The following is a 24,856-nucleotide window of genomic DNA, read 5'->3' as shown; positions in this document are numbered from 1 at the left end:
TACGTTGATGTGACGGCTGGCAGACTGCCGCCGTCCACTGCTCTGTATAAAACAGGTGCACCTGCACAAAGCAGGCAGGGCTGAGGATGTTTTGGGTTGTACGCAGGTCACGTTTCGCTGACCCGGCAAGCCATCGATCATCGCCACACACACATGAATTTAGGTCAAGGGCATACGCGGGGCTGCGAACCAGAGCGTTCGGGCCACCGGTACTGGAGAAAGAAAGCATGAGCAACTGGTTAGTAGACAAACTGATCCCTTCGATCATGCGTTCCGAGGTCAAGAAGAGCTCGGTGCCTGAAGGTCTGTGGCACAAATGCCCGTCTTGCGAGGCGGTGCTGTATCGTCCGGAGCTGGAAAAGACCCTGGATGTTTGCCCCAAGTGCAACCACCACATGCGTATCGGCGCTCGCGCCCGTATCGACATCTTCCTCGACGCTGACGGTCGTGCCGAACTGGGTGCGGACCTGGAGCCGGTTGACCGTCTGAAGTTCCGCGACGGCAAGAAGTACAAGGATCGCCTGACCGCTGCGCAAAAGCAGACCGGCGAAAAAGACGCACTGATCTCCATGAGCGGTACTTTGCTGGGCATGCCGGTGGTGGTGTCGGCCTTCGAATTCTCCTTCATGGGTGGTTCGATGGGCGCCATCGTCGGTGAGCGCTTCGTGCGCGCTGCCAACTACGCCCTGGAAAACCGTTGCCCGATGATCTGCTTCTCCGCTTCCGGCGGCGCGCGGATGCAGGAAGCGCTGATCTCCCTGATGCAAATGGCCAAGACCTCCGCGGTGCTGGCGCGTCTGCGTGAAGAAGGCATTCCGTTCATCTCGGTACTGACCGACCCAGTCTACGGCGGTGTTTCCGCCAGCCTGGCGATGCTCGGCGACGTGATCGTCGGTGAGCCGAAAGCCCTGATCGGTTTCGCCGGTCCGCGCGTGATCGAGCAGACAGTTCGCGAAAAACTGCCGGAAGGCTTCCAGCGCAGCGAGTTCCTGCTGGAGCACGGCGCAATCGACATGATCATTCACCGCCAGGAACTGCGTCCGCGCCTGGGTAATCTGCTGGCGCAACTGATGGGCAAGCCGACACCGAAGTTCGTCGCTGCGCCGATCGAGCCGATCGTGGTTCCACCGGTACCTGCGAACATATGACCGAGCGCACCCTTGGCGAGTGGCTCGCCTACCTTGAACAGTTGCATCCTTCGGCCATCGACATGGGGCTGGAGCGTTCGCAACAGGTAGCGTCCCGCATGGGACTGGGCAAGCCGGCGCCTCGGGTGATCACGGTCACCGGCACCAACGGCAAGGGATCTACCTGCGCTTTCGTGGCTTCGTTGCTGCGGGCGCAGGGCCTGAACGTGGGTGTCTACAATTCCCCGCACCTGCTGCGTTACAACGAGCGGGTGCAAGTCAATGGTGTCGAAGCCACTGACGCTCAGCTGTGCGAAGCCTTTGCAGCGGTCGAAGCGGGCCGTGGCGAGACGTCCCTGACTTACTTCGAGATGGGCACCCTGGCGGCGTTCTGGCTGTTTCAACAGGCCGGTCTGGATGCGGTGGTGCTGGAAGTCGGCCTGGGTGGGCGTCTGGATACGGTCAACGTGGTGGACGCCGATATCGCGCTGGTGACCAGCATTGGTGTCGACCATGCGGATTACCTGGGCGATACCCGCGAATCCGTGGCCTTCGAAAAGGCCGGAATCTTCCGCCAGGGTGCGCCTGCGCTCTGCGGCGATCTGAATCCTCCACAACCTTTGCTGGATAAAGCGCGCGAGCTCAATTGCCCGTTTTTCCTGCGTGGGCGCGATTTCGACCTGGGGATCACCGATCACAACTGGCAATGGCGCGGTGTTGATGCCCAAGGACGCGCGGTTGAGTTGCACGATCTGCCATTGCTTGATCTGCCGATGGAAAACGCCGCATTGGCCTTGCAGGCTTACCTGTTGCTCGGTTTGCCTTGGGTGGATGCGCAGATTATTGAAGCCCTGAAAGCGACGCGGGTGGTCGGTCGTCTCGATCGTCGTCAGTTCGACTGGCAGGGCAAGCGTCTGAATCTGTTGCTGGATGTGGGGCACAACCCCCATGCGGCAGAATATCTGGCTCGTCGTCTGGCCAGCCGACCACCGGCCGGCAAGCGTCTGGCGGTGTTCGGGCTGTTGGCGGACAAGGACCTGGATGGTGTTGTCGGTGAATTGAATGCTAGTGTCCAGCATTGGGCCGTCGCACCGCTGGATTCGCCACGGGCACGACCGGTTGCGCAGTTGCATGCGGCATTACAGAACCTCGGCGCCTCGGTAACGTCTTATGGCAGCGTGGCCGCCGCCCTGGAAGGGCAGTGCGCGCAGGCGACGAGCGACGACGAAATTCTGTTGTTCGGATCATTTTATTGTGTCGCCGAGGCCCTTGAATGGCTGGCCCGGCACTCCACGGAGGAAGCGGCAAATGGCTTTGCTGGATAAGGCGTACAAGCAGCGCATGGTCGGCGCCCTGGTGCTGGTGGCGCTGGCGGTGATTTTCCTGCCGATGCTGTTTTCCCGTCAGGATGAGCAGCGTCAGGTGGCGGTCGACGCGCCTGCTGCGCCGCACGCGCCCGCGATGCCGAAAGTGCAGATTGAGCCGGTGGTGGTGCCTGAACCGCAGGTATTGCCGCAGGAACCTGTGCCAAGCGACGACGAAATTGCCGAGCAGCAAGCGCCGTCGACACCGATCGCGCAAAGTGCTCCCGTGGCGCCAGCGCCGCCGACTGCCAAGCCGGTCGCGCCGCCTGCGGCACCAGTCGTCAAGCCCGTGCCGACACCTGCCCAGCCAATCGCTGCCGCACCGGCCAAGCCGGTCACTACCGCCCCAAGCCGCGTCGATGCCAATGGTCTGTCGGTCAGCTGGTCGGTGCAACTGGCCAGCCTGTCGAGCCGTGAAAGCGCTGAAAGCCTGCAGAAAACCCTGCGCAGCCAAGGCTATAACGCCTATATCCGCTCCGCCGATGGCAAGAATCGGGTGTTCGTCGGGCCGCTGATCGAGCGCGCGGAAGCCGATCGTCTGCGTGACTTGTTGAGTCGTCAGCAGAACCTCAAGGGTTTTGTGGTGCGTTTTCAGCCTGAGCGCGGTTAGAACAATCGCCCCGATTTGAAAAGCACTGACAATCTCAGCTTACCGACAGCCATGGGCTCTGCTAAAATGCGCCGCCTTATCCGTCTGTAGGCTGCACTGTGCCATTTACCTGGGTTGATTGGGCGATCGTCGCAATCGTCGCCATCTCCGCATTGATCAGTTTGAGCCGCGGCTTCGTCAAAGAAGCATTATCGCTGGTGACCTGGATCATCGCAGGAGTCGTCGCCTGGATGTTCGGTGGTTCATTGTCCGAGTACCTCGCCGGATACATCCAAACGCCATCGGCTCGTGTGATCACGGGTTGTGCCATCATGTTTGTCGCCACTTTAATTGTGGGCGCAATGATCAATTATCTTATCGGCGAGTTGGTTCGCGTCACCGGGCTATCCGGGACCGATCGATTCCTCGGCATGGCCTTCGGCGCTGCGCGTGGCGTGTTGCTGGTGGTCGTGGCGGTCGGGCTGTTGAGCCTGGGGCCGGTACAGCAGGACGGGTGGTGGAAAGAATCCCAACTCGTGCCAAAGTTTTTATTGGTCGCAGACTGGTCCAAAAACCTGATCCTCGGGTGGAGCAGTCAGTGGCTTGCCAGCGGAATCAGCGTACCCGCTGATATTCCGTTCAAGGAGCACCTCTTGCCGACGGCCAAAACGCCTCAGTGAGTTGTGTTCAGTTCAGTTCAGATCCATTAAGTAGGGGTTGCGTCGCATGTGTGGCATCGTCGGTATCGTCGGTAAGTCGAACGTCAATCAGGCGCTGTATGACGCGCTAACCGTCCTCCAGCACCGCGGCCAGGACGCTGCCGGTATCGTGACCAGTCATGATGGCCGGTTATTCCTGCGCAAGGACAATGGCCTGGTGCGTGACGTGTTTCATCAGCGTCACATGCAGCGTCTGGTCGGCCACATGGGCATTGGCCATGTGCGTTATCCGACTGCGGGCAGTTCGACCTCGGCCGAAGCTCAACCGTTTTACGTCAACTCGCCGTACGGCATCACCCTGGCGCACAACGGTAACCTGACCAACGTTGAACAGCTGGCCAAGGAGATTTACGAATCTGACCTGCGCCACGTCAACACCAACTCCGATTCGGAAGTGCTGCTCAACGTGTTCGCGCACGAGCTGGCCCAGCGCGGCAAGTTGCAGCCGACCGAAGAAGACGTGTTCGCCGCCGTCACCGACGTGCACAACCGTTGCGTCGGTGGTTACGCGGTCGTGGCGATGGTGACCGGTTATGGCATCGTCGGTTTCCGCGATCCGCACGGCATCCGTCCGATCGTTTTCGGTCAGCGTCACACCGACGAAGGCGTCGAGTACATGATCGCCTCCGAAAGCGTTTCGCTGGACGTGCTCGGTTTCACCCTGATTCGCGACCTGGCGCCGGGCGAGGCGGTCTACATCACTGAAGACGGCAAGCTGCACACCCGTCAGTGCGCGACCAATCCTTCGCTGACGCCGTGCATCTTCGAACACGTCTATCTGGCGCGTCCGGACTCGATCATCGACGGCGTTTCGGTTTACAAAGCTCGTCTGCGCATGGGCGAGAAGCTCGCCGAGAAGATCCTGCGCGAGCGCCCGGATCACGACATCGACGTGGTCATCCCGATTCCGGACACCAGCCGTACCGCGGCCCTGGAACTGGCGAACCACTTGGGCGTCAAGTTCCGCGAAGGCTTCGTGAAGAACCGCTACATCGGCCGGACCTTCATCATGCCGGGGCAGGCTGCACGGAAAAAATCCGTACGCCAGAAGCTCAACGCCATCGAACTCGAATTCCGCGGCAAGAACGTGATGCTGGTGGACGACTCCATCGTTCGCGGCACCACCTGCAAGCAGATCATTCAGATGGCTCGCGAAGCCGGCGCCAAAAACGTCTACTTCTGCTCCGCTGCACCGGCTGTTCGTTACCCGAACGTCTACGGCATCGACATGCCAAGCGCCCACGAACTGATCGCCCACAACCGTTCGACTCAGGATGTTGCCGACCTGATCGGCGCCGACTGGTTGATCTATCAGGACTTGCCTGACTTGATCGAAGCGGTCGGTGGCGGCAAGATCAAGATCGAGAAGTTCGATTGCGCGGTGTTCGACGGCCAGTACGTCACCGGCGACGTCGACGAGGCTTACCTGAACAAGATCGAGCAGGCGCGCAACGATGCCTCCAAGGTCAAGACGCAGGCAGTCAGTGCGATCATTGATCTGTACAACAACTGAGTAACTACCGGCCCTGAGGGGCCGGTTTTGTATCTACTAAATAAAGAGCAAGGCAAGGAGTGACAGCATGAGTCAGGATTGGGATGCCGGTCGGCTGGACAGCGACCTCGAAGGCGTAGCGTTCGATACCCTGGCCGTACGCGCCGGTCAGCACCGCACGCCGGAAGGCGAACACGGTGATCCGATGTTCTTCACTTCCAGCTACGTCTTCCGTACTGCCGCCGACGCGGCTGCGCGCTTTGCCGGGGAAGTGCCGGGCAACGTTTACTCGCGCTACACCAACCCGACCGTACGTGCGTTCGAAGAGCGCATTGCCGCCTTGGAAAGCGCCGAGCAAGCGGTGGCCACGGCGACCGGCATGGCGGCAATCATGGCCGTGGTCATGAGCCTGTGCAGCGCCGGCGATCACGTGCTGGTGTCGCGTAGCGTGTTCGGTTCGACCATCAGCCTGTTCGAAAAGTACTTCAAGCGCTTCGGTATCGAAGTCGATTACGTGCCCCTGGCGGACTTGTCCGGCTGGGATGCGGCGATCAAGGCCAACACCAGGTTGCTGTTCGTCGAGTCGCCGTCCAACCCGCTGGCCGAGCTGGTAGACATCAAGGCACTGTCGGAAATTGCTCACGCCAAAGGTACGATGCTGGTAGTCGACAACTGCTTCTGCACGCCTGCGTTGCAGCAGCCGCTGAAGCTGGGCGCGGACATCGTCGTGCACTCGGCGACCAAGTTCATCGACGGCCAGGGTCGTTGCATGGGGGGGGTCGTGGCTGGTCGCAGCGAGCAGATGAAGGAGGTCGTTGGCTTCCTGCGCACCGCCGGGCCAACCCTGAGCCCATTCAACGCCTGGATTTTCCTCAAGGGTCTGGAAACGCTGAGCCTGCGCATGAAGGCGCATTGCGCCAATGCCCAGCAACTGGCCGAGTGGCTGGAGCAGCAGGACGGCATCGAGAAAGTCCATTACGCGGGCCTCAAGAGCCATCCGCAGCACGAACTGGCCCAGCGTCAGCAGAAGGGCTTCGGTGCGGTCGTGAGTTTCGAGGTCAAGGGCGGCAAAGAAGGCGCCTGGCGCTTTATCGATGCGACTCGCCTGATCTCCATCACCGCCAACCTGGGCGACAGCAAAACCACCATCACGCACCCAAGCACCACTTCTCACGGCCGTCTCGCGCCGCAAGAGCGTGAAGCGGCGGGGATTCGTGACAGCCTGATCCGCGTAGCAGTCGGTCTGGAAGACGTGGCAGACCTGCAGGCCGATCTGGCGCGCGGGTTGGCTGCCTTGTGATCGAGTTGTCCACGCCGACCACGGGTACCCATGGCCGCGTCGCTCTGGTCACTGGTGCGGCACGGGGCATTGGCCTGGGCATTGCGGCCTGGCTGATCAGCGAAGGCTGGCAGGTGGTGCTGACCGATCTGGATCGGGAGCGCGGTTCGAAAGTGGCGAAGGTGCTTGGCGAACACGCCTGGTTCATCGCCATGGACGTCGCGAATGAAGCGCAGGTGGCGCTGGGCGTGGCCGAGGTGCTGGGGCAGTTCGGGCGCCTGGACGCGCTGGTGTGCAATGCGGCGGTGGCCGATCCGCACAATATCACCCTGGAAAGCCTCGATCTGGCGTACTGGAACCGGGTGCTGGCGGTGAACCTGAGCGGGCCGATGCTCTTGGCCAAGCACTGTGCGCCGTACCTGCGTGCTCACAGCGGCGCCATCGTCAATCTGGCCTCGACCCGCGCCGGGCAGTCGGAACCCGACACAGAGGCTTATGCGGCGAGCAAGGGCGGTCTGTTGGCCCTGACTCACGCCTTGGCTATCAGTTTGGGGCCGGAGATTCGTGTCAACGCGGTCAGTCCTGGCTGGATCGATGCGCGGGATCCGGCGGCGCGGCGTGCCGAACCGTTGACCGACGCCGATCATGCGCAACATCCGGCGGGCAGGGTAGGGACGGTCGAGGACGTGGCGGCGATGGTGGCGTGGTTGCTGTCGAAGAACGCCGGTTTCGTCACGGGCCAGGAGTTTGTGGTCGATGGTGGCATGACCAAGAAGATGATTTACAGCGAGTAATAGGGCGGCGCGCTGTCTCCAGCATTGATGTTGGATGTGCCGCCATCATCGCGAGCAGGCTCGCTCCCACATTAGAAAGCATGTTGCCCTAAGAGACGCGGTTCACTGTGGGAGCGAGCCTGCTCGCGAAAGCGGTCTGGCGGTTACCGGCCTCGTTCGGATTGACACGATTTTGTCTTTTTCAGAAAAACTTCAAGCGGGGTATTGACTTAGCTTCGATACCTGCGTAAATTTCGCGGCCTCAGAGAAGCAAAGGGTGATTAGCTCAGCTGGGAGAGCGTCTGCCTTACAAGCAGAATGTCGGCGGTTCGATCCCGTCATCACCCACCACTTCTTGAGACTCTTGCGTAAGCAAGAGGGAAGCTGAAAAGCCTCCACCGACGCGCAGCGGTAGTTCAGTCGGTTAGAATACCGGCCTGTCACGCCGGGGGTCGCGGGTTCGAGTCCCGTCCGCTGCGCCATATTTTCCGAGTCAGGTTTATCTGCCTCGAGATTGAAAAGCTTAGAAGCTTTTCAGTCAGACGAGTTACTTGGGCGAAAGTCCAAAGCGATACGCAGCGGTAGTTCAGTCGGTTAGAATACCGGCCTGTCACGCCGGGGGTCGCGGGTTCGAGTCCCGTCCGCTGCGCCATATCTGCCTCAAGGCCCACTGAACGCCTTGGAGCTACGAAGCAAGCCGATGGCTATCTTCGAGTCGATAGCAAAGACCCTGGTCGAAAGACCGGGGTTTTTTGTGTCTTCAATTTGGCTTTTATGCCTCTCCAGTCTTCCCAATACGACCTTTCTGTACATTCGGTGCATAAAGGGCTTGGTTCGCGGCTTCGACATTAATTAGAATCACTCTCATTTACGATAATCCTTGGCACAGGACTTCTTGAGATGAGTGATGCAGCGATGCCGAAGGAGCAGACCCTCCACGATCTGTACCGCGATCACCGTGGCTGGCTTGAAGGCTGGTTGAGACGACGCATGGGCAACGCCTGTGATGCGGCGGACCTCAGTCAGGATACGTTCCTGCGTTTACTCGCCAGTTCTCAGCGAATTGCCGACCTGCAGGAACCCCGTGCCTATCTGCTGACCGTGGGCAAACGCCTGCTGAGCAATTTCTACAAGCGTCGCAGTCTCGAACAAGCCTACCTGGCCGCGTTAGCGTCGATGCCCGAAGACAGCGTGCCATCACCCGAGCAGCGCTGGCTGCTGCTGGAAACCCTGCAAGCCCTGGATGAGTTGCTCGACGGGCTGCCGACGGCGGTGCGCAGGGCGTTTCTCTGGAGTCAGCTGGAAGGTTTGAACTATCAGCAAATCGCCGAGCGCCTGCGGGTATCTGAGCGCACGATCAAACGCTACATGGCGCACGCCTACGAGCATTGCCTGTTGGTGGAGCTGTGAGCAGTCCGGTACCCGACGCCCGTCAGGCTGTGCGAGCTGCCGCGAAGTGGCTCGCACTGCTGGAATCTGGGAGTGCCAACAAGCAGGATCGTGCGAATCTGCAGCGTTGGCGCGACAGTTGCGTCAGTCACGAGCAGGCTTGGCAGAAGGCTCAAGCCTTGCGTCAGCGGTTTGCCGATCTGCCTTCAGCCGTGGCACTCAAAAGTCTGGATCGCCCCGAGCCGGGGCGGCGTGTGGTGCTCAAGCGTGCATTGGGTGCGGTGGCGTTGGTGCCGGCGGCTTGGCTGATCAGCCGACAATTGCCCCTGGATGTCTGGCGAGCCGATCTGCATACGGCCACCGGGGAGCGCAAACAGGTGCAACTCGCTGATGGCAGTTCCTTGCAACTCAACACGGCCAGTGCCGTCGATGTGGATTTGCAGAACCGGCGCTTGAAGCTGATTGAGGGCGAGCTGTCGCTGAAGGTGCCGGGCGCATCGCCGCTGACGATCCAAACGAAGTTTGGACAGATCATCGTCAGCCAGAGCGAAGTCTGTGTTCGTCAGGATGCGCGCGGTTGCCGCGTGTCGGTGTACAACGGCGCCGTGCAAATGCAGCCCTTGCGGGGGCCGGCGTTGGCTTTGCGCAGTGGTCAACAAGGCAGTCTTCAAGCTGCTGGCGTTGGGCTGGTCGGCCCATTCGATGTGCTTGCGCCAGGTTGGCGAGAAGGCGTGCTGATGGCGAAAAACCAGCCGCTGGGGGATTTCCTGCGCGAACTCGGCACTTATCGACCGGGTGTGTTGCGTTGGGAGCCGGAGCTTGAAGCGTTGCGTGTCACCGGCAGTTTCCGCCTGGACGACACCGATCGCGTCCTCGCGTTGCTGGCGGCCAGCCTGCCGCTGGAGGTGCATTTGCGTACGCGATATTGGGTTACGTTGCTGCCGCGCAAAAATAGTGTGTGAAGCCTGTCCCCTTTTTTCGACTCGCTTGTCATTCAAGGCATGTGAACGAATCAAGAGAGCTATTTCAATGCCCGCAGTAATACCTTGCTGTCCGCGTCCGGCTTCTTCCCGTCTGCGTCCGTTGTTGCACTTGAGCCTGTTGTTGGGCCTGAGTGCCAGTCCGTTGTTCATCACTGTCAGTTGGGCCGAAGACAGTGTCCGGCGCAATTATCAGGTGCCTGCCGGCAGCCTGAGCGATGCGCTGACCCGCTTCGCCGGTCTGTCTGGCGTCAATCTCTCGGTCGACCCGGCACTGGTGGGCGGTCGCACCAGCCCCGGTCTTTCCGGTGAATATGCGGTCGAGGAGGGCTTTGCCCGGCTGTTGCGGGGTTCCGGTCTGCAATTGCAGCCAGTGGGTGAACAGGCCTACATCCTGACCCCGGCGCCAGAAGGCAGCAGCCTGCAACTGGCCCCCACCTCGATTCTCGGTGCCACGGGCGGGGCGGACAGCGAGGTGTATGCCGGCGGCCAGGTCGCGCGCCGCGGTTCGCAAGGCTTGCTGGGCTCGAAAGATTTTATGGAAACGCCATTCAGCATGACCACCTACACCAACGAGGTGGTCAAAAACCAGCAGGCTCGTACCTTGGGTGACCTGATCGCCAGCGATCCTTCGGTACGCGCTACCAACCCGGCGGGTGGGCGTTATGAGCAGTTCACCATTCGCGGGCTCAGCCTGTTCAATAGTGATGTCGCCTACAACGGTCTCTACGGTGTCCTGCCGACTTATACGATCGACATGGAGATGGCCGACCGCGTCGACATCCTCAAAGGTCCGAGCCAGCTCATCAACGGCATCTCGCCGCGGGGCAGCGTGGGTGGCGGGATCAACGTGGTGCCCAAGCGCGCGACCGACAAGCCCATCACTTCGATTACCGGGAGCTACGCTTCCGACAACCAGGTCGGCGGTGCCGTGGATGTCGGCCGGCGCTTTGGTGAAGACAACAAGTTCGGTATTCGTTTCAACGGTGTGAAGCAGTCCGGCGACACCGAATGGGATCACCAAAGTGTCGACCGCGAGATGGCCGTGCTGGGCCTGGATTTTCGCGGTGAACGCCTGCGACTCTCGACGGACCTGGGGCGCACCGAGCGTGATACCGACGCCCCGCAGGAACGTGTGCAGGTCGGCGCCAATGCGAAAGTTCCAAATGCAAACGATGTGCGCCACAACTATGCGCAGCCCTGGAGCAAGGCGAGTACCCACGACACGTTCGGGACGGTGAACGGCGAATTCGATGTCAGCGACTCCGTCATGCTGTACGGCGGTGTGGGCGCGCGTAAAAGCAACCATGACTTTCTACGGCATGCCGTTGCGGTCACCAACGACGCCGGCGATTTCAGCGTTCAGCCGCGTGACTTCACCCGTGACGAAAATGTCCGGACGGCCACGGCAGGGGTGCGCAACTGGTTTCATACCGGCCCGGTGAGCCATGAAGTCAACCTGGCCGCCAGCTATTTCTACATGGACTTCGAAAATGGCGGCGCCCGTTATGCCGCGGCCCGCAGCAACCTCTACGACCCCGTGGAAACACCAACACCTGGCAGGCCCACCCGACTCGATTCGAAGGTCTACACCGAGAACCGTTTCAGCGGCGTGGCGTTGTCCGACACCCTGGGTTTCTTCGATGACCGGTTGCTGCTGACCCTCGGCGCTCGCTGGCAGCGCGTGAAGGTTGACGACTGGGCGGATGATGTCAAAGGCGCCACGGCCTACGATGAGGAAAAGGTTTCGCCGTCGGGCGGCATCCTGTTCAAGGCAACCGATAAGCTGTCGCTGTATGCCAACTACATGGAGGGGCTGAGCCAGGGCAAGATCGCGCCGTCGACCTCGGTTAACGAGGACGAGATATTCCCGCCGTTCATCAGCCGGCAGGTCGAAGTCGGCGCCAAGTATGACGCGGGTGCGTTCGCCGTGACCGCCGCAGTGTTCCGGATCAAGCAGCCGGCCTATGAGACCAACGCCACGACGCGGGTTTTCGGCCCGAACGGCAAGCGTCAAAACGACGGTGTGGAACTGAGTGTGTTCGGTGAACCGCTCGATGGTTTCCGTCTGCTCGGCGGTGTCATGTACATCGACAGCGAGTTGACCAACACCACCAATGGCACCTTCGACGGCAACCGCGCGCCTGCCACGCCGAAATACAACGTCAACCTGGGCGCCGAGTGGGATGTACCGACCGTACAGGGCCTGACCCTGACCAGCCGCGGCATCTATTCCAGCTCGCAGTATCTGGACCAGTCCAACAACAAGGAAATCGACGCCTGGGAGCGTTTCGACGTGGGTGCACGCTATGCGTTCAAGATCGATGAAAAGAACATCACCCTGCGTGCCAACGTCGAGAACGTGGCAGACAAGCGCTACTGGAGTTCGGCCGGGGCTTCGGATGACAGCGAGCCCGGGTTGACGCTCTCGACCCCACGAACCTACCTTGTTTCGGCGACAGTCGACTTCTGAATCGATCCAACCGTGCGCTGCGCCGCAGGGAAGGGCATTGCCGTGTTGTCGCGGGTGGACGTGGCAAGATAGAGGCACTGCGTAATGCCAGTCAGTTAAGCGCAATCCATGTGGGCTTAACTGACTGGCATAAGCCGTATTCAACGGCCCCTTTCACCTCTAGCGGTCAATATCCGAACTTGTCCCGCAGTCCGTAGTACCAGGCACCCAATGCCGCGAACGGTGTACGCAACAATTGCCCGCCGGGGAATGGGTAGTGGGGCAGGTCGGCAAACGCGTCGAAGCGCTCGGCCTGACCGCGCAATGCCTCGGCCAACACCTTGCCCGCCAGGTGCGTGTAGGTCACGCCGTGGCCGCTGCAACCTTGGGAATAGTAGATGTTGTCGCCCAGGCGTCCGACCTGGGGGAGGCGCGACAGGGTCAGCAGGAAATTGCCGGTCCAGGCGTAATCGATTTTCACGTCCTTGAGCTGTGGGAAGGCCTTGAGCATCTTCGGTCGAATGATCGCCTCGATGTTCGCCGGATCCCGTGCGCCATAGACCACACCGCCGCCGAAAATCAGGCGTTTGTCAGCGCTCAGGCGATAGTAGTCGAGCAGGTAGTTACAGTCTTCGACGCAGTAGTCCTGGGGCAACAGGCGCTTGGCCAATTCATCGCCCAAGGGTTCAGTGGTGATCACTTGAGTCCCGCAGGGCATCGACTTGGCCGCCAGCTCCGGCACCAGATTGCCGATGTACGCGTTGCCGGCGACGATGATGAATTTGGCCCTGACCTTGCCCTGAGGTGTATGCACCACCGGATTGGCGCCGCGCTCGATGCGCACCGCTGGCGACTGTTCGTAAATAGTGCCGCCCAGCGATTCCACGGCCGCTGCCTCGCCCAGGGCAAGGTTGAGCGGATGAATATGCCCGCCACTCATGTCGAGCATCCCGCCGACGTATTGATCGCAAGCCACCACTTCACGGATGCGTCGCTGATCCAGCAATTCAAGCTGAGTGTGACCGAAACGCTCCCACAGCCGCTTCTGGGATTCCAGATGGCCCATCTGCTTGGCGGTAATGGCGGCGAACACACCGCCATCCTTCAAGTCGCACTGGATATTATATTTGGCAACCCGCTCACGAATGATCCGCGCCCCCTCAAACGCCATCTGCCCCAGCAACTGAGCTTGCTTGGGGCCGACACTGCGCTCGATTACATCAATGTCACGGCTGTAGCTGTTAACGATCTGGCCACCGTTGCGCCCCGATGCGCCAAAACCCGCTTTGGCCGCCTCCAGGACCGTTACCCGAAAACCGTTCTCCAACAGAAACAGAGCAGAGGACAGGCCGGTGTAACCGGCGCCGATTACACAGACATCAGTCTCTACATCATCCTGCAAGGCCGGGCGCGGTGGCGCCGCATTGGCCGACGCGGCGTAATAGGACTCTGGGTAGGGGGTGTTCGCCATCCTGCAGCCTCTGTTTAATATATTTTACGAGTGCATCGATCCTACCCGAGTTAAAAATCAGCCGCCAGCCACCGGAAAATCTTCTTTATGGGCGGAAAATTAAATATTTTGCATATTCATAGGGTTAGGTGAAAAAAAGGTGTTGACACCCCTCCGGAATTCCGTAGAATGCCGCCTCACAGCAGGCACGTAGCTCAGTTGGTTAGAGCACCACCTTGACATGGTGGGGGTCGTTGGTTCGAGTCCAATCGCGCCTACCAAACAAAATCCGCTCTGCTGGGCGGTCTAGAAGGGCTCACCGAAAGGTGGGCCCTTTTTTGTTGCTTCGGATTTCATGCAGAACGTTCACAAAATATCGGGTTCGTTCACACGGAGCAATGCGAACGCCTAAAGCGAATGATTCTGTTGCGGTTTCCTCGATAGCTGAATGTGCGACGCAATACACTAGGCCATCAAAGATTTACTGATGGCCTAAATGGTTTGAGGGAAGGGGAGGTGTCAATTTAGCCTCGGTGGTTCGTCATCATGCTCCAGCATCGGATTTTCGGCCGAGCTTGGTAGTTGTTCTGCACGTGCCTGGGACTTCCATGCAAAACCAATCAGCTCTTTGATGCGGTCTGTAAATGGCTTCGCACCCTTGCCCAGCTTATCGACGGCCACACCAAAATCACCCATTAGGGCGTAGAAGTGGCTCAGGTCGGAAACCTTTTTGTGTAATTCCTTCTGCAACTCTTCTAAGCGTTTCAAAAGGCGTCGTTTGTGCCCGTCATCTAACAATGTGTCTTTAGCCAGCAAATTTCGCAGCTCATTGATGATGTCTTGGATTCTGGTCAGGTCCCCTTCCGTGAATTTCTTCTGTCCGGTCCGATGATGTCTGTGCCAAGTTTAGAGCGAAACGGCAGATAGCGATTGCCCCCTCAACTGGGTTGTCCCCCGACCGTCTTCAAAATGTCCTGTGGAATGCTCATAAATGCTCCTTGCTGATGTGGACGCTGTGATGATCATAGTTGATGTGCGTACGGTAAGTGCGATTTCGGCTATTCGATATAAAGCACATTGCCGTCACTCAACATACCTAGCTTGAGCGGGTATCCTCCGCACCTCGGCGAATGACACAGAACACAGGGAATTTTCAAGGCTTTTTGGATTTGTCCTACAGCCAGCACTTGAGCCTCCCGGTAGAGTCATTCTGCCCCAGCTACAGGCTGGAACTCCTCGTAACGACTCAAGGATGATTTATGATTTCCTCTGCACGACGGGGTGACAAGCATGTCTGCCCTATGCCCGGTCATGACGCCACTCCGATTGCCTCTGCCTCTGCTGATACAAACATCAACTTCATGGGCTCTGCCCGTGTGGGAGATACCTGTGGATGTGGCGCAGTCATCACTACGGGGTTTCCCTCGATTCTGGTAAATGGCCGTCCTATGGCCCATTTGGGAAGTCCTACGAGTCATGGTGGAACGATCATCACAGGGGCAGGCGATGTCGGTGGTGGCTTTGTCATGGGCGACGCTGGTGGTGCAACCGTAATCAACTTTATGGCGCTTGGAGCGATTCGCCCAAACGGCGCAATTGACGAAGAAAAGATGGTGACACTACTCGCCGATCCGAAACTCAAAGAGAAAGCAGTTGCCGCAAATGCGTTGGTAGACCCTAACGCTCCGCCCCCCAAACAGGATGCGGAGAAAGCGGAACCCGTTGTATGCAACCATCCTGACCAAATGCAGCCGCTGGCTAACTACATTGCTGGTGAGATGAACCGCAACATCCACGACCCGGCTGTGTTGGAGATGAGAAGGCTCATTGACTACGATCCCGACGTTGCGGCGAAACAGTTCTCGGAACTACCGTTGCTCGCTCGCATGGGGGGCGGCCAAATTTTGGCGATATCGCAAAAGCACAGAAGGTTGCAGCGGCGGCAATATGGACTAAAGAAGTGGGGCAGGATATGGAGTGGGATCACAAGCCGAAACTCCGCAAGCTCTTCCCCGGCGTGCGACACAAACAGGCAAAGTACGACTATTACTACGACATATGGTCAAACATCCATTACGGGTACGTCGGAATCATAGGCGGACTGTCAGAAAGCGTTCTTCTGGATGGTGCGGGAGCTGAGCAAATTGTCTCAGATACTATAAGGAAGGGCGATGAGGTGCTGACGAAGCCCAAAGCAGATTGGAAGCTCCCCGGCCCTCATCCTACAGCCAGTCCGTGGACTGATTTTCGATCATGGGATGATGTGGCCGATAGAGTCTCGATCAGTATCGGCGTGAAGCTCGCCAAACAACATCCCGATGGTGGGATAACGGCGAAGATGGTCATGGATGAAGTGCTTGCTGTTGCACCGGAAAATTGGGGGGAGGGTGTTAGTGTCCACGTCTGCAAGTAAAGCTCGAAGACGATACATTCGATGGTTTTGGATACCGTTGTTACCGCTGCTGGCGTTTGTCCTCTGGCGTAGTGCCTTGCCAACTGCGACTGTCCACTATTCCAAGGATGGTCGGGAAGAGTTGCGGTATGTCTGGAACGTCAAAGATCAGATATACAGGGGCCGGTTTTCTCCCGGTGGCAGCGTTAGCGACAAAGGGCTCGTCTCCCCGGATGATGAGTTCTTTATGGAGTTTTCGTGGCACAGCAAGGAAGGCCGCTGGCATTGCATCAGTATCAAACCGAAGTGGCCTAACACCAACATCTTCCTCGATGCAGATGGCAATATTGATATGCGGAAAGAGAGTGGCACTGATGTAGAGCAGTTGAAAGTTTGTCAGTGGGATTTGGCCAAACCCTAGAGGAGCATAAATGTCCATAACAAATCTACGTGTGATCGATTTCTGGGCAATTCCCAAGCGAGAGCCAAACAACGTGGTGCTGGTGATCACTGACCACCTTGAATGGGGTGGTAAAGCTGAACAAGGCGAACACCTGCTGTTGCTGCAAGAGAAAATCAACACGTACATCGCTTTCATCGAAAGCGGTGAGATTTACACCGAAATTCCCGGTGCACTTGGCAAACATCCCATCATTCGTGTTCTTGGTCTGTATGAGCTGCCAGAGCAAGCAGAGATCTTCATTGCGCGTGTTACAGAGACTCTAGAAGAAGTGGGCATCGGGTTTGAGTTCGAGCTTAAAGCGGACGAAGCAATACGTAATATGTGATCAACCAAATATCTCCGTCAGAGAGTTTTAGGCTTAGCAGAGATTCAAGGGACAGCAAACGAATTGGGAGATGAAATGGAGCTTCGTACCGAGTTAGTGCCGCCTGCACTGGATGAATCCATGGTTGCTCGACTAACGAAACTCGCGGAGGAGATTGATTGCGGACATCCCGAGCAGACGCTGAGTCAGTTGGCGGAATTCAATCGAGAGGCTATGACAGAACTTGAGTTCATCGACTTTCAGGGAGTTTATGGAGGCCAGGCTCACGATACATGGGTTCGCAAAGTCTTAGCCAAACCGTATGAGCTGCGCGTGGCAGACGTGACCAAGCAAGAGTTGGTAGAGTTGGCTCGAAGGGTCATGGAGGGTGATGGCGCCGACCATGAAGTCGAATTCTGGTTGAGCATGCTAGAAATCAATATTCCGAATGACCGGATATCAGATTTGATTTTCTGGCCAGACGAATACTTTGACGATGTGAATTATTCGCAGGAGCTATCCCCAGAACAAGTGGTAGAAATCGCTTTTAAGGACGGTGAAGCTGCTCAGTGAAAGGGCTCGCCCACACCAAAGGACTGTCATCCTGCACGGGGTAAACTGAGGGTGTGAGGGAGCGAAAGGATTCTACACTTCGCTCCAGTTATATTCCCCGGCTCTACTCCAAGAGACACGGTCTGGAAGGGCTCACCGAAAGGTGGGCCCTTTTTTGTTGTCTTTGCAAAACTTTTGCAAAGCCACCACTTTCCATTTTTTCAGTTGCGGCAAACTCGGTTTACCGCCGGCATACCGCAGTTTCTTGTATTCATCCGCCTCCATGAGGCGCTGCACCTTGACCATAATTTGGGCAAGTACTTTTGCCATGGGTTACGCTGAAAAACAGGCAGCGTGAGAATGCAAATGGTCTCTCATCAGGAATGGATCAAAATGAAACTGATTTTGGTTGTGCTTGTTGTTGGTCTGTTGGCTTGGAAGCTTTCCCCTGAATTACAGTCCTGGGCTGAGGTTCAGCCATCGAATCCTAAAGGAATCTCTACAGCCGCGACTGCGCAGAAGCCTGTTTCGGCTTCATTCAAATGTGATGGACGCAAATACTGTTCGCAGATGACCTCGTGTGCAGAGGCCAAAAGCTTTCTGCAAAATTGTCCAGGAATGGAAATGGATGGCGATGACGATGGAATTCCCTGTGAGGCTCAGTGGTGTCGGTGATAATTCGCCGTTGCAGGTAACAAAGTTGGATGGCGTCGTCTGGGCTGGAGTTGGGGCAAGTGGCAGCAGGGAGTGATACTCCTTTTGCCTGGAACTCCCATTTTGCTGTTTGCTTGAATCCGCACGGTTCGGCAGGGTGCGGAATTACGCACGCAGAGCAATCAACCTGGCCGTCTTCCATGTAGACGTCGAACACGTTCGCTTATTTGCATTTTGTGACGCGGACTTTCCATCGCTTGGTATGACAGGAAAGGCCCGAGCGCATGCGCGTTCAGAATCAGATTCTGCACCGCCTCGTTGATTTCCATGATGCCGTTTCAAACCATCAGCTCATCAAGCTTCTGCCGGACGGCGAGCCTGATTCGGTGTCGCAATTTCTTCTCGTCGTACTGAATCCATTTCTCGGCGGCCTTCGCCCGTTGCGCATTCAGATCATGAGCTGATCCCAAACCACTCGCCTGCACTCACCCGTTCCGCTGGTTGCCGTTGGGTGCGGAGGGGAGTGCATTCGGATTGAAGATAGCGGGGCAAAAAAGTGAGCCACCAGGCAGTCGGACGGTTTGAACCTTCTCAATTGAGGCGCAATCAAACGAACACAGCGTCAGGTTTTGCCTGTCTGGAGATAATCAAATGAAACGCACAACTGCATTAGTTCTGGTGGTATCCGCAACCCTGCTGCTCGGTGGTTGCTGGCCGTATTGGCATGACCGTGATGGTCACGGACGCGATCATGGTCGCTACTATGGTGGTGACCGCGGAGGTCAGGAGTATCACCGGTATTAGTGAATAGGAGAGCCAGGATGGACTGCCAGGCTTGATCACTTGCCTCACTGAGATCAGCGCGGGTCATGCGCATCTAATCAGGGCCTCGCATTGAGCGGGGCCTTTTCGTTTCAGTCATACCCGCGGAGCCGAGCGAGCTGTGAGCTCTGCCTGTACCTTGACATGCGCAAGGATCAAGCAGGGCGCAGGAAGTCTTAGGTTGCGATGTGTCTACGCCAGAATTCCTAGCTCACCCTGTGCAGCTTGAAGCGTTCGCTCCTCGGTCAGCGGCATGAAAGTTGGCGGTGTATCGCTGGCATCTAGATAAAGAAAGGAGTGCCCGGAATCGTCTCGCAGGCAGCAGTTGTTGATGCATGCATTTCGCAGTTTTTGTTTTCTGGTTCGAGGCTTGGATTACCGAAGGATTGGACCGTGCGCTCGCAACGGAAAGCCGACCTGTTAGAGCGTCGGTGCTTGAGGCTCGAAAACGCTTTGGGGTTAAGCGTTATTTGTGACCATTGAAGAATTCAGTGATCGCCTTGACATCCGGTGCGACGCCGTTAGCTGCTGGATACGCTTTTGCGACTTCCAGTGCATAGGCCTGAGCGGCATTGATGGCTGGTGTGCCTTGCCCAACTTTTAATTGGCTGGTAAGCCCTGAAATTATGCAGTTCAGGGTGAGAAGCGACGATCCGGTGTGCTTCAGGGCACCTTGTACGTCATTGTTCATTTCACTCTCCTTGAGTTATCCGCGCCGAAATTGGCGCAATCCCAATCCTTGGGCTTGCAGGCAAAGGACTAGAGGCATAAGGCTACTATTGGGCGGGCGCGGGGCGTTACTGGGGACTCGTACAGGCAGGGGAGGCGCCGGTTGTTAGCGGCGGTTAACGGAACGTATGATCGGTGCGGGCACTCACTATTCTGGTGTCTGGATTCACACCCCGAGAAGGAAATGAGCATGGAAAAGCACTTCGGTAATTCAGGGCTATTCAAGACTGCTTCGTATCACCGCAACGGATCGCCAGGCAGCGACATTGCTGGCTGGGAGTTGAGAAATCTTGCTCTGAATACGAAGGAATTTTTGATATGTCCAAAGAACTACTCGGAGTTTCTGCTCTAGGGCTGATGGTGGTGGGTGAGTTTTGCGCGATCTACAGTGAGGTGGTAACCGCCAGGCTTGCCCAAACAGGTAGTAGTTCATGGGAGGCATTCATGCTTCCCGTCGTGCTGATGAGCTTTGCCGGTTTTTGCCTGCTGGGCGCATATTGGCTGGGCTATGTTGCTGTCGGTGATATCTGGATTGTTACGGTGATTTCAGTCACGTCGCTATTGCTCCTTGAGCCGATAGTGGTTTGGTACTTGTTTCATGAAGCACCAGGACGTGGCGCACTCATCGGGTTTTGCCTGGGGGCTTTAGGCATGCTCTCAACCGTAATGCTGTAGTTGCTTCGTCTGGCCCAGCCATCAACTAACTGGGCCAGCGCTGCTCTCCATTCGTTGTTCGATTTTCCATCTGGCCTGTCGCCCCCCCGTGAACACTGTTTCTGAACTAACACAGCCATAACCGTCTACATTGCAGGGGGCATCCTCTTTCTGAGAGAACGGATATGTTTAGATCTCGCTCGTTGATCGCCGCTATGACGTGTCTTGCCTTGGTGTCTGGTTCAGTGACGGCATTGGCCGACCCCGGAAACGGGAAGGGCCAGGGAGGCGGCAAGGGAAATCCACAATACAACCAGGATCATGGCAACTCCGGTCATGGCAACAAAGGGAAAGGTTCAGGGGGTGACGACTGGAGTCACGGCCCGAGCATCAACCACGGTAGTGTCCTTGGAATCGTGGGTGGTTATCGCGATTACTGGAGCCCCGGCCCCGCCTTGCCGCCCGGTATTCAAAAAAACCTCGCCCGCGGAAAACCTCTTCCGCCGGGGATCGCCAAAAAACTCGATGGCCGACTGCTCGGCAGGCTTCCCCACTACGATGGCTACGAGTGGCAACAGGTTGGCACTGACTTGATATTGGTGGCCATCGCCACCGGGATCATCTACGAGGTGCTCAATGGTGCGTTCGATTGATGTGAAAGCGATAAATTTCAATCGCGCCCTTGCAGCATAACGACCAGCAACATCGCGGTAAGCAGCGTGCAGGCTCGATAACTGCACATTGCCTGCCCGCTGGTCGGCGGCCTTTGAACTGAGTGGGGCCGAAACAGTCAATTGTTCCGTGCAATATCAACCTCCACGGAACCCACCATGTTATTAAAAAACAAGAGTCTTGCTGCTGTCATGTCATGCGTGTTGATGCTTGCGGCCGCCCCGTTATTGCCCGCTGACCTGTCCATCATGAACTCCGCCTACGCGAAGGGTGGTGGCGGTGGTGGCAATGGCGGCGGTAACGGCGGTGGTAATGGTGGCAATAGCGGCCACGGTGATTCTGGCCATTCTGGCGGCGTCAGCAGCAATGGCCACGGCGCGGGCTTGAGCAGCGATCACGCCGGCAAAGCCGTTCGGGATCATGGCGTCAGTGGCAACCACTATGGTAGCGAACGTAACAGTGACCGCGGCCATGGGGCCGTCACTTCGGGCATTGCGCACTCCAGGGACACGCGAGGAGTGACGAAGGCCTCTGCCATTTCGGCTTCTACGCCTGGCGTTCACAACACGAAAGGGTTGAGCAACGCTCGCACTTCGATTTCCAAAAGAATAGATTAAGTCCAAGACTCTCAAAGCCGGGTATCCATCAGGAGCCCGGCTTTTTTGCGCCCGCTATTTGCCGATAGAGTCGGTCGCCCTGGCGGTGGCTATGTGCGGGTATTCAGCGGAGCCGCATGCGTAGGCAAATCCCACGCGATGGACTACTACTGTAGGGCTGATTCAACTTTGTCCTGATGGGAGTATGTCGATGCTGGTTCACTGGTTTCTGGCGGCAATTCACCTCTTGGCCTTTGCTCTGGGCTTTTGGGCGGTACTGACCCGCGGTACGGCTCTACATCGTCTGATTACCGGGGCGGGGGAAGCTCGCCGTGTTTTGATTGCAGATAATCTGTGGGGGATCTCTGCGGTCATTCTCCTGATCACGGGTGGGGTGCGAGCCTTTGGCGGGTACGAAAAAGGCACTGACTACTATCTTCACCAACCCCTGTTTCATCTCAAAATGACACTCTTCGTCCTTATCCTGTTGCTGGAAATTGCGCCTATGGTGGCGCTGATCAAATGGCGGGTGGCACTGGGGCGTGGCGCGGCTATCGATACCGGGCGTGCAGCGCTGTTTGCCCGTATCAGCCATATAGAAGCGCTGTTGCTGGTGTTGATGGTCGTGGCGGCCACGGGCATGGCGCGTGGTGTGACGTTTGGTTAGCCAGGACGTTCTTTCTCGCAGCAAATCCGAAACGTCTGACAGTCATGGCGTAAGGCGGGCGGTAGTATCTGCTTCACGTTGCAATTGCATCGCAAAGAGAGACTGGACAGAGAGCGATGCGGCGCTTGAATCTTTAGCCAGCCGTTATTCGAGGCTGAATGGGCTGGCTACTGACTGCAGCAGGATTCAGGGTGTTTGTGGCTTGTCTGGGGCGGTCAGGCCAGCCTGAATGCGTTGATAGATTTCTTCGCGATGCACCGCAACGTCTTTCGGGGCGTTGATGCCAATCCTGACTTGCTGGCCGCTAACGCCCAGAATGGTGATCGTAATGTCATCACCGATGTTTATGCTTTCACCGACTTTGCGGGTGAGTATCAGCATGGTTTTCTCCTTGATTGCTTTGTAGGGCACCTGATTTGGACAGTGCAGAGGTCGGTATTACGTATAGATTAGTGCGAAGTCTCACAGTTTGGGTGCCTCTTTCTGACGCGCAGATGCTGCATTAATTCCCAAGGTGTAACTATACAGAGGCCGCAACCATCAATCTCGTTGTTTTGAGCCCATTTTGCGGCACTCGAGAAGGATCCATGGATGTTAAAATCGCTGCTTTAAGCATTAAGAGGGAAGCGTTGTGCGCAAAATGGTCTTGGTAATCGCAGTACTGACGCTGGCCGGATGTGGTGAGGATAAGGGTGTTCACGCTCAAAAGCCGCAACCGGCAGTCGCTTCCGTCCCCGCGGCGGCAACGGGCCCGCAATGGGACGTCGAAGTGCGCGGCGAGACACCCCAGGCCGTCAGTGACCTCAGTGGCTGGTTGATTGAGCACAGCTTCGTTTCCAATGTCGTCAAGGAAAATGGAAAGGTTCGTATTCTGGTCGGACCGTTCAATTCGAAAGCCGAGGCAGAGGCCAAGCAAGCTGAAGTGACGGCGGCGCTCGTCCGGGCGAAAAAAAGGAATATCGAATCGCTGATCGTCGAACACCCGACGGCTCCGTAAAGTCCTTTTCACAGGGAAGGGGGGTGGCCTATGAAGGTCGCCCCCTCGTGATGGATCGCCAGTATCGTTACACCGAGGTATTTTGCGGTAACCCCAACAGACCGGTCAGCGTCTTGATAATCGCTTGTTGCCGGGCACGGTCTGTCTGGTGCACGGCTTCTGCGGCGGCGACATCGACGTCACAGTGTGGGCACGTCACTTCGTGTGCATGGATGTACTGCAAGCAGCCACGACACAGCGCCAGTTGTGGTGGAATCCGTCCTTCGTCCGGCGATTTCTGGCCCTGGTTCGCCCAGGCCAGTTTGATCACCTGGCCGCTGTCGCTGACGCTGTTCACCTTCTCGCCGGTGTCGATGCGTTCGGTAATCAGGTCAAACCGTCCGACGGCGAAGGACGTCTTTGCCGCGTCCTCGAGTTTGACAATGCGCTCGCGCAGTCCCTGTTTTTGCAGGTCCAGCGCGCGGTAGTGGCAGTAGGGATTGTTGCCGGGTTTGCCGAGCAGGGAGTGCGACGTCCAGGTGCAGCCGCCACGGCAGACGTCGTTGTAGTAACAGCTTCGGCAGTAACCCCACAGGTCGTCGACACCACGCAGGCGGCCAAAGTGCATGCCTTCGCTGTAATGCCAGATATCGTGCAGGCTCATGGTGCGTACGTTGCCGCCCGAAAACCCCACTGTTGCCAATGACGGGCAACCCTTTACCGTGCCGTCGGCTTCCAGCGCCAGCACGGTCTGGCCGGCGGCACAGCCGCTCCAGTGCACGCGCTCGTCGCCGAAACCACGCCACATGTGCTCGTAAGGGCCGTAGTAACCAATATTGTTGCCTACGTTCATCAGCAGGCCGCGATCGACCCCCTCGCGGTAGAGCCGCGCCAGCAACGGCATCACCTCCAGCAATTGGTAGGGCTGCAACAACAGCTCCGGGTGATCGACGGCGTTGCCCATGGCGACCGTCAACTGGATCTGCCAGTGAGTGGCGCCGAGGTTGATGATCAGGTCCATCAGCTCGGGCAGATCGGGTAACGTGGCCGCACCGATTTGTGTGTTGACGCTCACCGCAAGCCCGGACTGTTTGGCGCGTCGCAGGGTATCCACCGCCTTGTCGAACGAGCCCGGAACATTGCGCACCGCGTCATGCAGCGGGGCCAGTCCATCCAGTGAAACACCGACGCCATTGAGCCCGGCATCCACTGCTGCCTGCATTTTCGCGGGCGTCAGGTTGCGTCCACCGGTTTGTATGGCGCAATACATGCCGTGATCGTGGATAGCCTGGATCAGTTGAGTCCAATCCTTGCGTAAATAGGCTTCACCACCGATCAAGGTGATCTCGCGGGTGCCGAGTGCCGCCAGGGCGTCGATGACGTCCAGGCATTCCCGGGTGTTCAGTTCATCGGGGCGTCGATGGCCGGCGCGCGAGCCGCAATGCAGGCATTTGAGATCGCAGGCCAGGGTGATTTCCCAGACCACATGCACCGGCACGTAGCGTTTGAGGTCGGTTTCACTGAGGTAGCGGGCAGGGCGACTGTCTGACATGGAAAATCCTTGCGCACAAACGCGTGCGCGGCACGAATCCATCGAAGTGTTCGCGCCTTCCTTGGGTCAATGGCGCGACCGGATTTACCTTTTGTTATTGAACCCGAGCAGTCAAGGCACGGAACCTGTGGGAGCGGGCTTGCTCGCGACAGCGGTGTGTCAGGCGACGTCAATGTTGACTGTGTCGCCGCCTTCGCGAGCAAGCCCGC

At 57.7% G+C, this 24,856-nt stretch carries 26 protein-coding genes, 4 tRNA genes and 1 pseudogene; 25 read left to right on the top strand and 6 right to left on the bottom strand.

Annotation, left to right across the window (positions count from 1 at the left end; genetic code table 11):
* Positions 1–227: 227 nt before the first annotated feature.
* From accD to QMK51_RS17370, 13 genes are all read left to right on the top strand, one after another.
* A complete protein-coding gene (gene accD, locus QMK51_RS17430; protein ID WP_258696376.1) occupies positions 228–1,148 on the top strand; it encodes an acetyl-CoA carboxylase, carboxyltransferase subunit beta in 921 nt (306 codons plus the stop codon).
* Positions 1,145–2,452 (top strand): bifunctional tetrahydrofolate synthase/dihydrofolate synthase, encoded by a 1,308-nt coding sequence (gene folC / locus QMK51_RS17425; protein ID WP_320391047.1) that lies wholly within the window; start codon positions 1,145–1,147, stop codon positions 2,450–2,452. The genes accD and folC overlap by 4 nt, the downstream gene beginning before the upstream one ends.
* Positions 2,436–3,101: an SPOR domain-containing protein gene (locus QMK51_RS17420; protein ID WP_320391046.1), complete on the top strand. Its 666-nt coding sequence runs from the start codon at positions 2,436–2,438 to the stop codon at positions 3,099–3,101. The genes folC and QMK51_RS17420 overlap by 17 nt, the downstream gene beginning before the upstream one ends.
* A gap of 98 nt (positions 3,102–3,199) precedes the next feature.
* Positions 3,200–3,760, top strand: coding sequence for a CvpA family protein (locus QMK51_RS17415; protein ID WP_258696373.1), 561 nt, complete (start codon positions 3,200–3,202; stop codon positions 3,758–3,760).
* 46 nt (positions 3,761–3,806) lie between these two features.
* Positions 3,807–5,312: an amidophosphoribosyltransferase gene (purF, locus tag QMK51_RS17410; RefSeq protein ID WP_007905939.1), complete on the top strand. Its 1,506-nt coding sequence runs from the start codon at positions 3,807–3,809 to the stop codon at positions 5,310–5,312.
* Between the two features lie 67 nt (positions 5,313–5,379).
* Positions 5,380–6,591 carry an O-succinylhomoserine sulfhydrylase gene (locus tag QMK51_RS17405; RefSeq protein WP_320391045.1) on the top strand — a complete coding sequence of 404 codons (1,212 nt, stop codon included), beginning with the start codon at positions 5,380–5,382 and terminating at the stop codon, positions 6,589–6,591.
* Positions 6,588–7,364 (top strand): SDR family oxidoreductase, encoded by a 777-nt coding sequence (locus QMK51_RS17400; RefSeq protein ID WP_258696372.1) that lies wholly within the window; start codon positions 6,588–6,590, stop codon positions 7,362–7,364. The genes QMK51_RS17405 and QMK51_RS17400 overlap by 4 nt, the downstream gene beginning before the upstream one ends.
* Positions 7,365–7,618: 254 nt before the next feature.
* Positions 7,619–7,694 (top strand) — tRNA-Val (locus tag QMK51_RS17395).
* A gap of 54 nt (positions 7,695–7,748) precedes the next feature.
* Positions 7,749–7,825, top strand: a tRNA-Asp gene (locus QMK51_RS17390).
* Positions 7,826–7,918: 93 nt separating this feature from the next.
* A tRNA-Asp gene (locus QMK51_RS17385) sits at positions 7,919–7,995 on the top strand.
* Between the two features lie 248 nt (positions 7,996–8,243).
* On the top strand, positions 8,244–8,753 hold the full coding sequence (locus QMK51_RS17380; protein WP_320391044.1) for a sigma-70 family RNA polymerase sigma factor: 510 nt from the start codon (positions 8,244–8,246) through the stop codon (positions 8,751–8,753).
* The gene (locus QMK51_RS17375; protein WP_320391043.1) at positions 8,750–9,694 is read left to right on the top strand and encodes a FecR domain-containing protein; all 945 of its coding nucleotides are present in this window, start codon (positions 8,750–8,752) and stop codon (positions 9,692–9,694) included. The genes QMK51_RS17380 and QMK51_RS17375 overlap by 4 nt, the downstream gene beginning before the upstream one ends.
* Before the next feature lie 67 nt (positions 9,695–9,761).
* Positions 9,762–12,185, top strand: a complete 2,424-nt coding sequence (locus QMK51_RS17370) for a TonB-dependent receptor (RefSeq protein ID WP_320391042.1) — start codon at positions 9,762–9,764, stop codon at positions 12,183–12,185.
* Positions 12,186–12,351: 166 nt separating this feature from the next.
* Here QMK51_RS17370 and QMK51_RS17365 read toward each other — a convergent pair whose 3' ends face one another.
* On the bottom strand, positions 12,352–13,635 hold the full coding sequence (locus QMK51_RS17365) for an NAD(P)/FAD-dependent oxidoreductase (RefSeq protein WP_258696368.1): 1,284 nt from the start codon (positions 13,633–13,635) through the stop codon (positions 12,352–12,354).
* Positions 13,636–13,818: 183 nt separating this feature from the next.
* On the opposite strand from QMK51_RS17365, the gene QMK51_RS17360 reads away from it, so the two are divergent.
* Positions 13,819–13,895: transfer RNA gene (locus tag QMK51_RS17360), tRNA-Val, on the top strand.
* A 238-nt stretch (positions 13,896–14,133) separates the two neighbouring features.
* On the opposite strand, the gene QMK51_RS17355 is transcribed toward QMK51_RS17360, so the two are convergent.
* Positions 14,134–14,430 (bottom strand): hypothetical protein, encoded by a 297-nt coding sequence (locus QMK51_RS17355; protein ID WP_258696367.1) that lies wholly within the window; start codon positions 14,428–14,430, stop codon positions 14,134–14,136.
* A 443-nt stretch (positions 14,431–14,873) separates the two neighbouring features.
* On the opposite strand from QMK51_RS17355, the pseudogene QMK51_RS17350 reads away from it, so the two are divergent.
* The 4 genes and pseudogenes from QMK51_RS17350 (at position 14,874) to QMK51_RS17335 (ending at position 17,346) form a co-directional block, all read left to right on the top strand.
* Positions 14,874–16,027 (top strand): annotated as a pseudogene (locus QMK51_RS17350) (polymorphic toxin type 44 domain-containing protein).
* Positions 16,008–16,427, top strand: coding sequence for a hypothetical protein (locus QMK51_RS17345; protein ID WP_320391041.1), 420 nt, complete (start codon positions 16,008–16,010; stop codon positions 16,425–16,427). Before QMK51_RS17350 ends, QMK51_RS17345 begins: the two are co-directional and overlap by 20 nt.
* Positions 16,428–16,437: 10 nt before the next feature.
* The gene (locus QMK51_RS17340; RefSeq protein ID WP_320391040.1) at positions 16,438–16,794 is read left to right on the top strand and encodes a DUF6572 domain-containing protein; all 357 of its coding nucleotides are present in this window, start codon (positions 16,438–16,440) and stop codon (positions 16,792–16,794) included.
* Between the two features lie 75 nt (positions 16,795–16,869).
* Positions 16,870–17,346 carry a hypothetical protein gene (locus QMK51_RS17335; protein ID WP_258696364.1) on the top strand — a complete coding sequence of 159 codons (477 nt, stop codon included), beginning with the start codon at positions 16,870–16,872 and terminating at the stop codon, positions 17,344–17,346.
* 132 nt (positions 17,347–17,478) lie between these two features.
* Here the strand turns inward: QMK51_RS17335 and QMK51_RS17330 are convergent, their stop codons facing one another.
* A complete protein-coding gene (locus QMK51_RS17330) occupies positions 17,479–17,655 on the bottom strand; it encodes a hypothetical protein (RefSeq protein WP_258696363.1) in 177 nt (58 codons plus the stop codon).
* Between the two features lie 63 nt (positions 17,656–17,718).
* Between QMK51_RS17330 and QMK51_RS17325 the strand changes: the two genes are divergently transcribed.
* Positions 17,719–18,000, top strand: coding sequence for an excalibur calcium-binding domain-containing protein (locus QMK51_RS17325; protein WP_320391039.1), 282 nt, complete (start codon positions 17,719–17,721; stop codon positions 17,998–18,000).
* Positions 18,001–18,263: 263 nt separating this feature from the next.
* Positions 18,264–18,443 (top strand): hypothetical protein, encoded by a 180-nt coding sequence (locus QMK51_RS17320; protein ID WP_320391038.1) that lies wholly within the window; start codon positions 18,264–18,266, stop codon positions 18,441–18,443.
* Between the two features lie 824 nt (positions 18,444–19,267).
* Here the strand turns inward: QMK51_RS17320 and QMK51_RS17315 are convergent.
* Positions 19,268–19,492, bottom strand: a complete 225-nt coding sequence (locus QMK51_RS17315; protein ID WP_258696361.1) for a hypothetical protein — start codon at positions 19,490–19,492, stop codon at positions 19,268–19,270.
* Between the two features lie 395 nt (positions 19,493–19,887).
* Here QMK51_RS17315 and QMK51_RS17310 point away from each other — a divergent pair, with 395 nt between their 5' ends.
* The 4 genes from QMK51_RS17310 to QMK51_RS17295 all read left to right on the top strand — a co-directional run bounded on the left by QMK51_RS17310 (position 19,888) and on the right by QMK51_RS17295 (position 22,119).
* Positions 19,888–20,205: a hypothetical protein gene (locus QMK51_RS17310; protein ID WP_258700746.1), complete on the top strand. Its 318-nt coding sequence runs from the start codon at positions 19,888–19,890 to the stop codon at positions 20,203–20,205.
* A gap of 164 nt (positions 20,206–20,369) precedes the next feature.
* On the top strand, positions 20,370–20,837 hold the full coding sequence (locus QMK51_RS17305) for an RcnB family protein (protein ID WP_258696360.1): 468 nt from the start codon (positions 20,370–20,372) through the stop codon (positions 20,835–20,837).
* A 177-nt stretch (positions 20,838–21,014) separates the two neighbouring features.
* On the top strand, positions 21,015–21,473 hold the full coding sequence (locus QMK51_RS17300) for a hypothetical protein (RefSeq protein WP_320391037.1): 459 nt from the start codon (positions 21,015–21,017) through the stop codon (positions 21,471–21,473).
* A gap of 190 nt (positions 21,474–21,663) precedes the next feature.
* Positions 21,664–22,119, top strand: coding sequence for a DUF2214 family protein (locus tag QMK51_RS17295; RefSeq protein ID WP_320391036.1), 456 nt, complete (start codon positions 21,664–21,666; stop codon positions 22,117–22,119).
* A 186-nt stretch (positions 22,120–22,305) separates the two neighbouring features.
* On the opposite strand, the gene csrA is transcribed toward QMK51_RS17295, so the two are convergent.
* A complete protein-coding gene (csrA, locus tag QMK51_RS17290) occupies positions 22,306–22,500 on the bottom strand; it encodes a carbon storage regulator CsrA (RefSeq protein ID WP_007938114.1) in 195 nt (64 codons plus the stop codon).
* 250 nt (positions 22,501–22,750) lie between these two features.
* Between csrA and QMK51_RS17285 the strand changes: the two genes are divergently transcribed.
* Positions 22,751–23,116, top strand: a complete 366-nt coding sequence (locus tag QMK51_RS17285) for an SPOR domain-containing protein (protein ID WP_258696357.1) — start codon at positions 22,751–22,753, stop codon at positions 23,114–23,116.
* Positions 23,117–23,183: 67 nt separating this feature from the next.
* On the opposite strand, the gene QMK51_RS17280 is transcribed toward QMK51_RS17285, so the two are convergent.
* The gene (locus tag QMK51_RS17280; protein WP_320391035.1) at positions 23,184–24,647 is read right to left on the bottom strand and encodes a GDL motif peptide-associated radical SAM/SPASM maturase; all 1,464 of its coding nucleotides are present in this window, start codon (positions 24,645–24,647) and stop codon (positions 23,184–23,186) included.
* Positions 24,648–24,856 lie beyond the last annotated feature (209 nt).

Origin of the sequence: Pseudomonas sp. P9_31 (assembly GCF_034008235.1) — a bacterium.
Lineage (GTDB): Bacteria > Pseudomonadota > Gammaproteobacteria > Pseudomonadales > Pseudomonadaceae > Aquipseudomonas.
The sequence above is the reverse complement of the archived record's forward strand: the minus strand, read 5'-3'. Positions and strand labels throughout refer to the sequence as shown.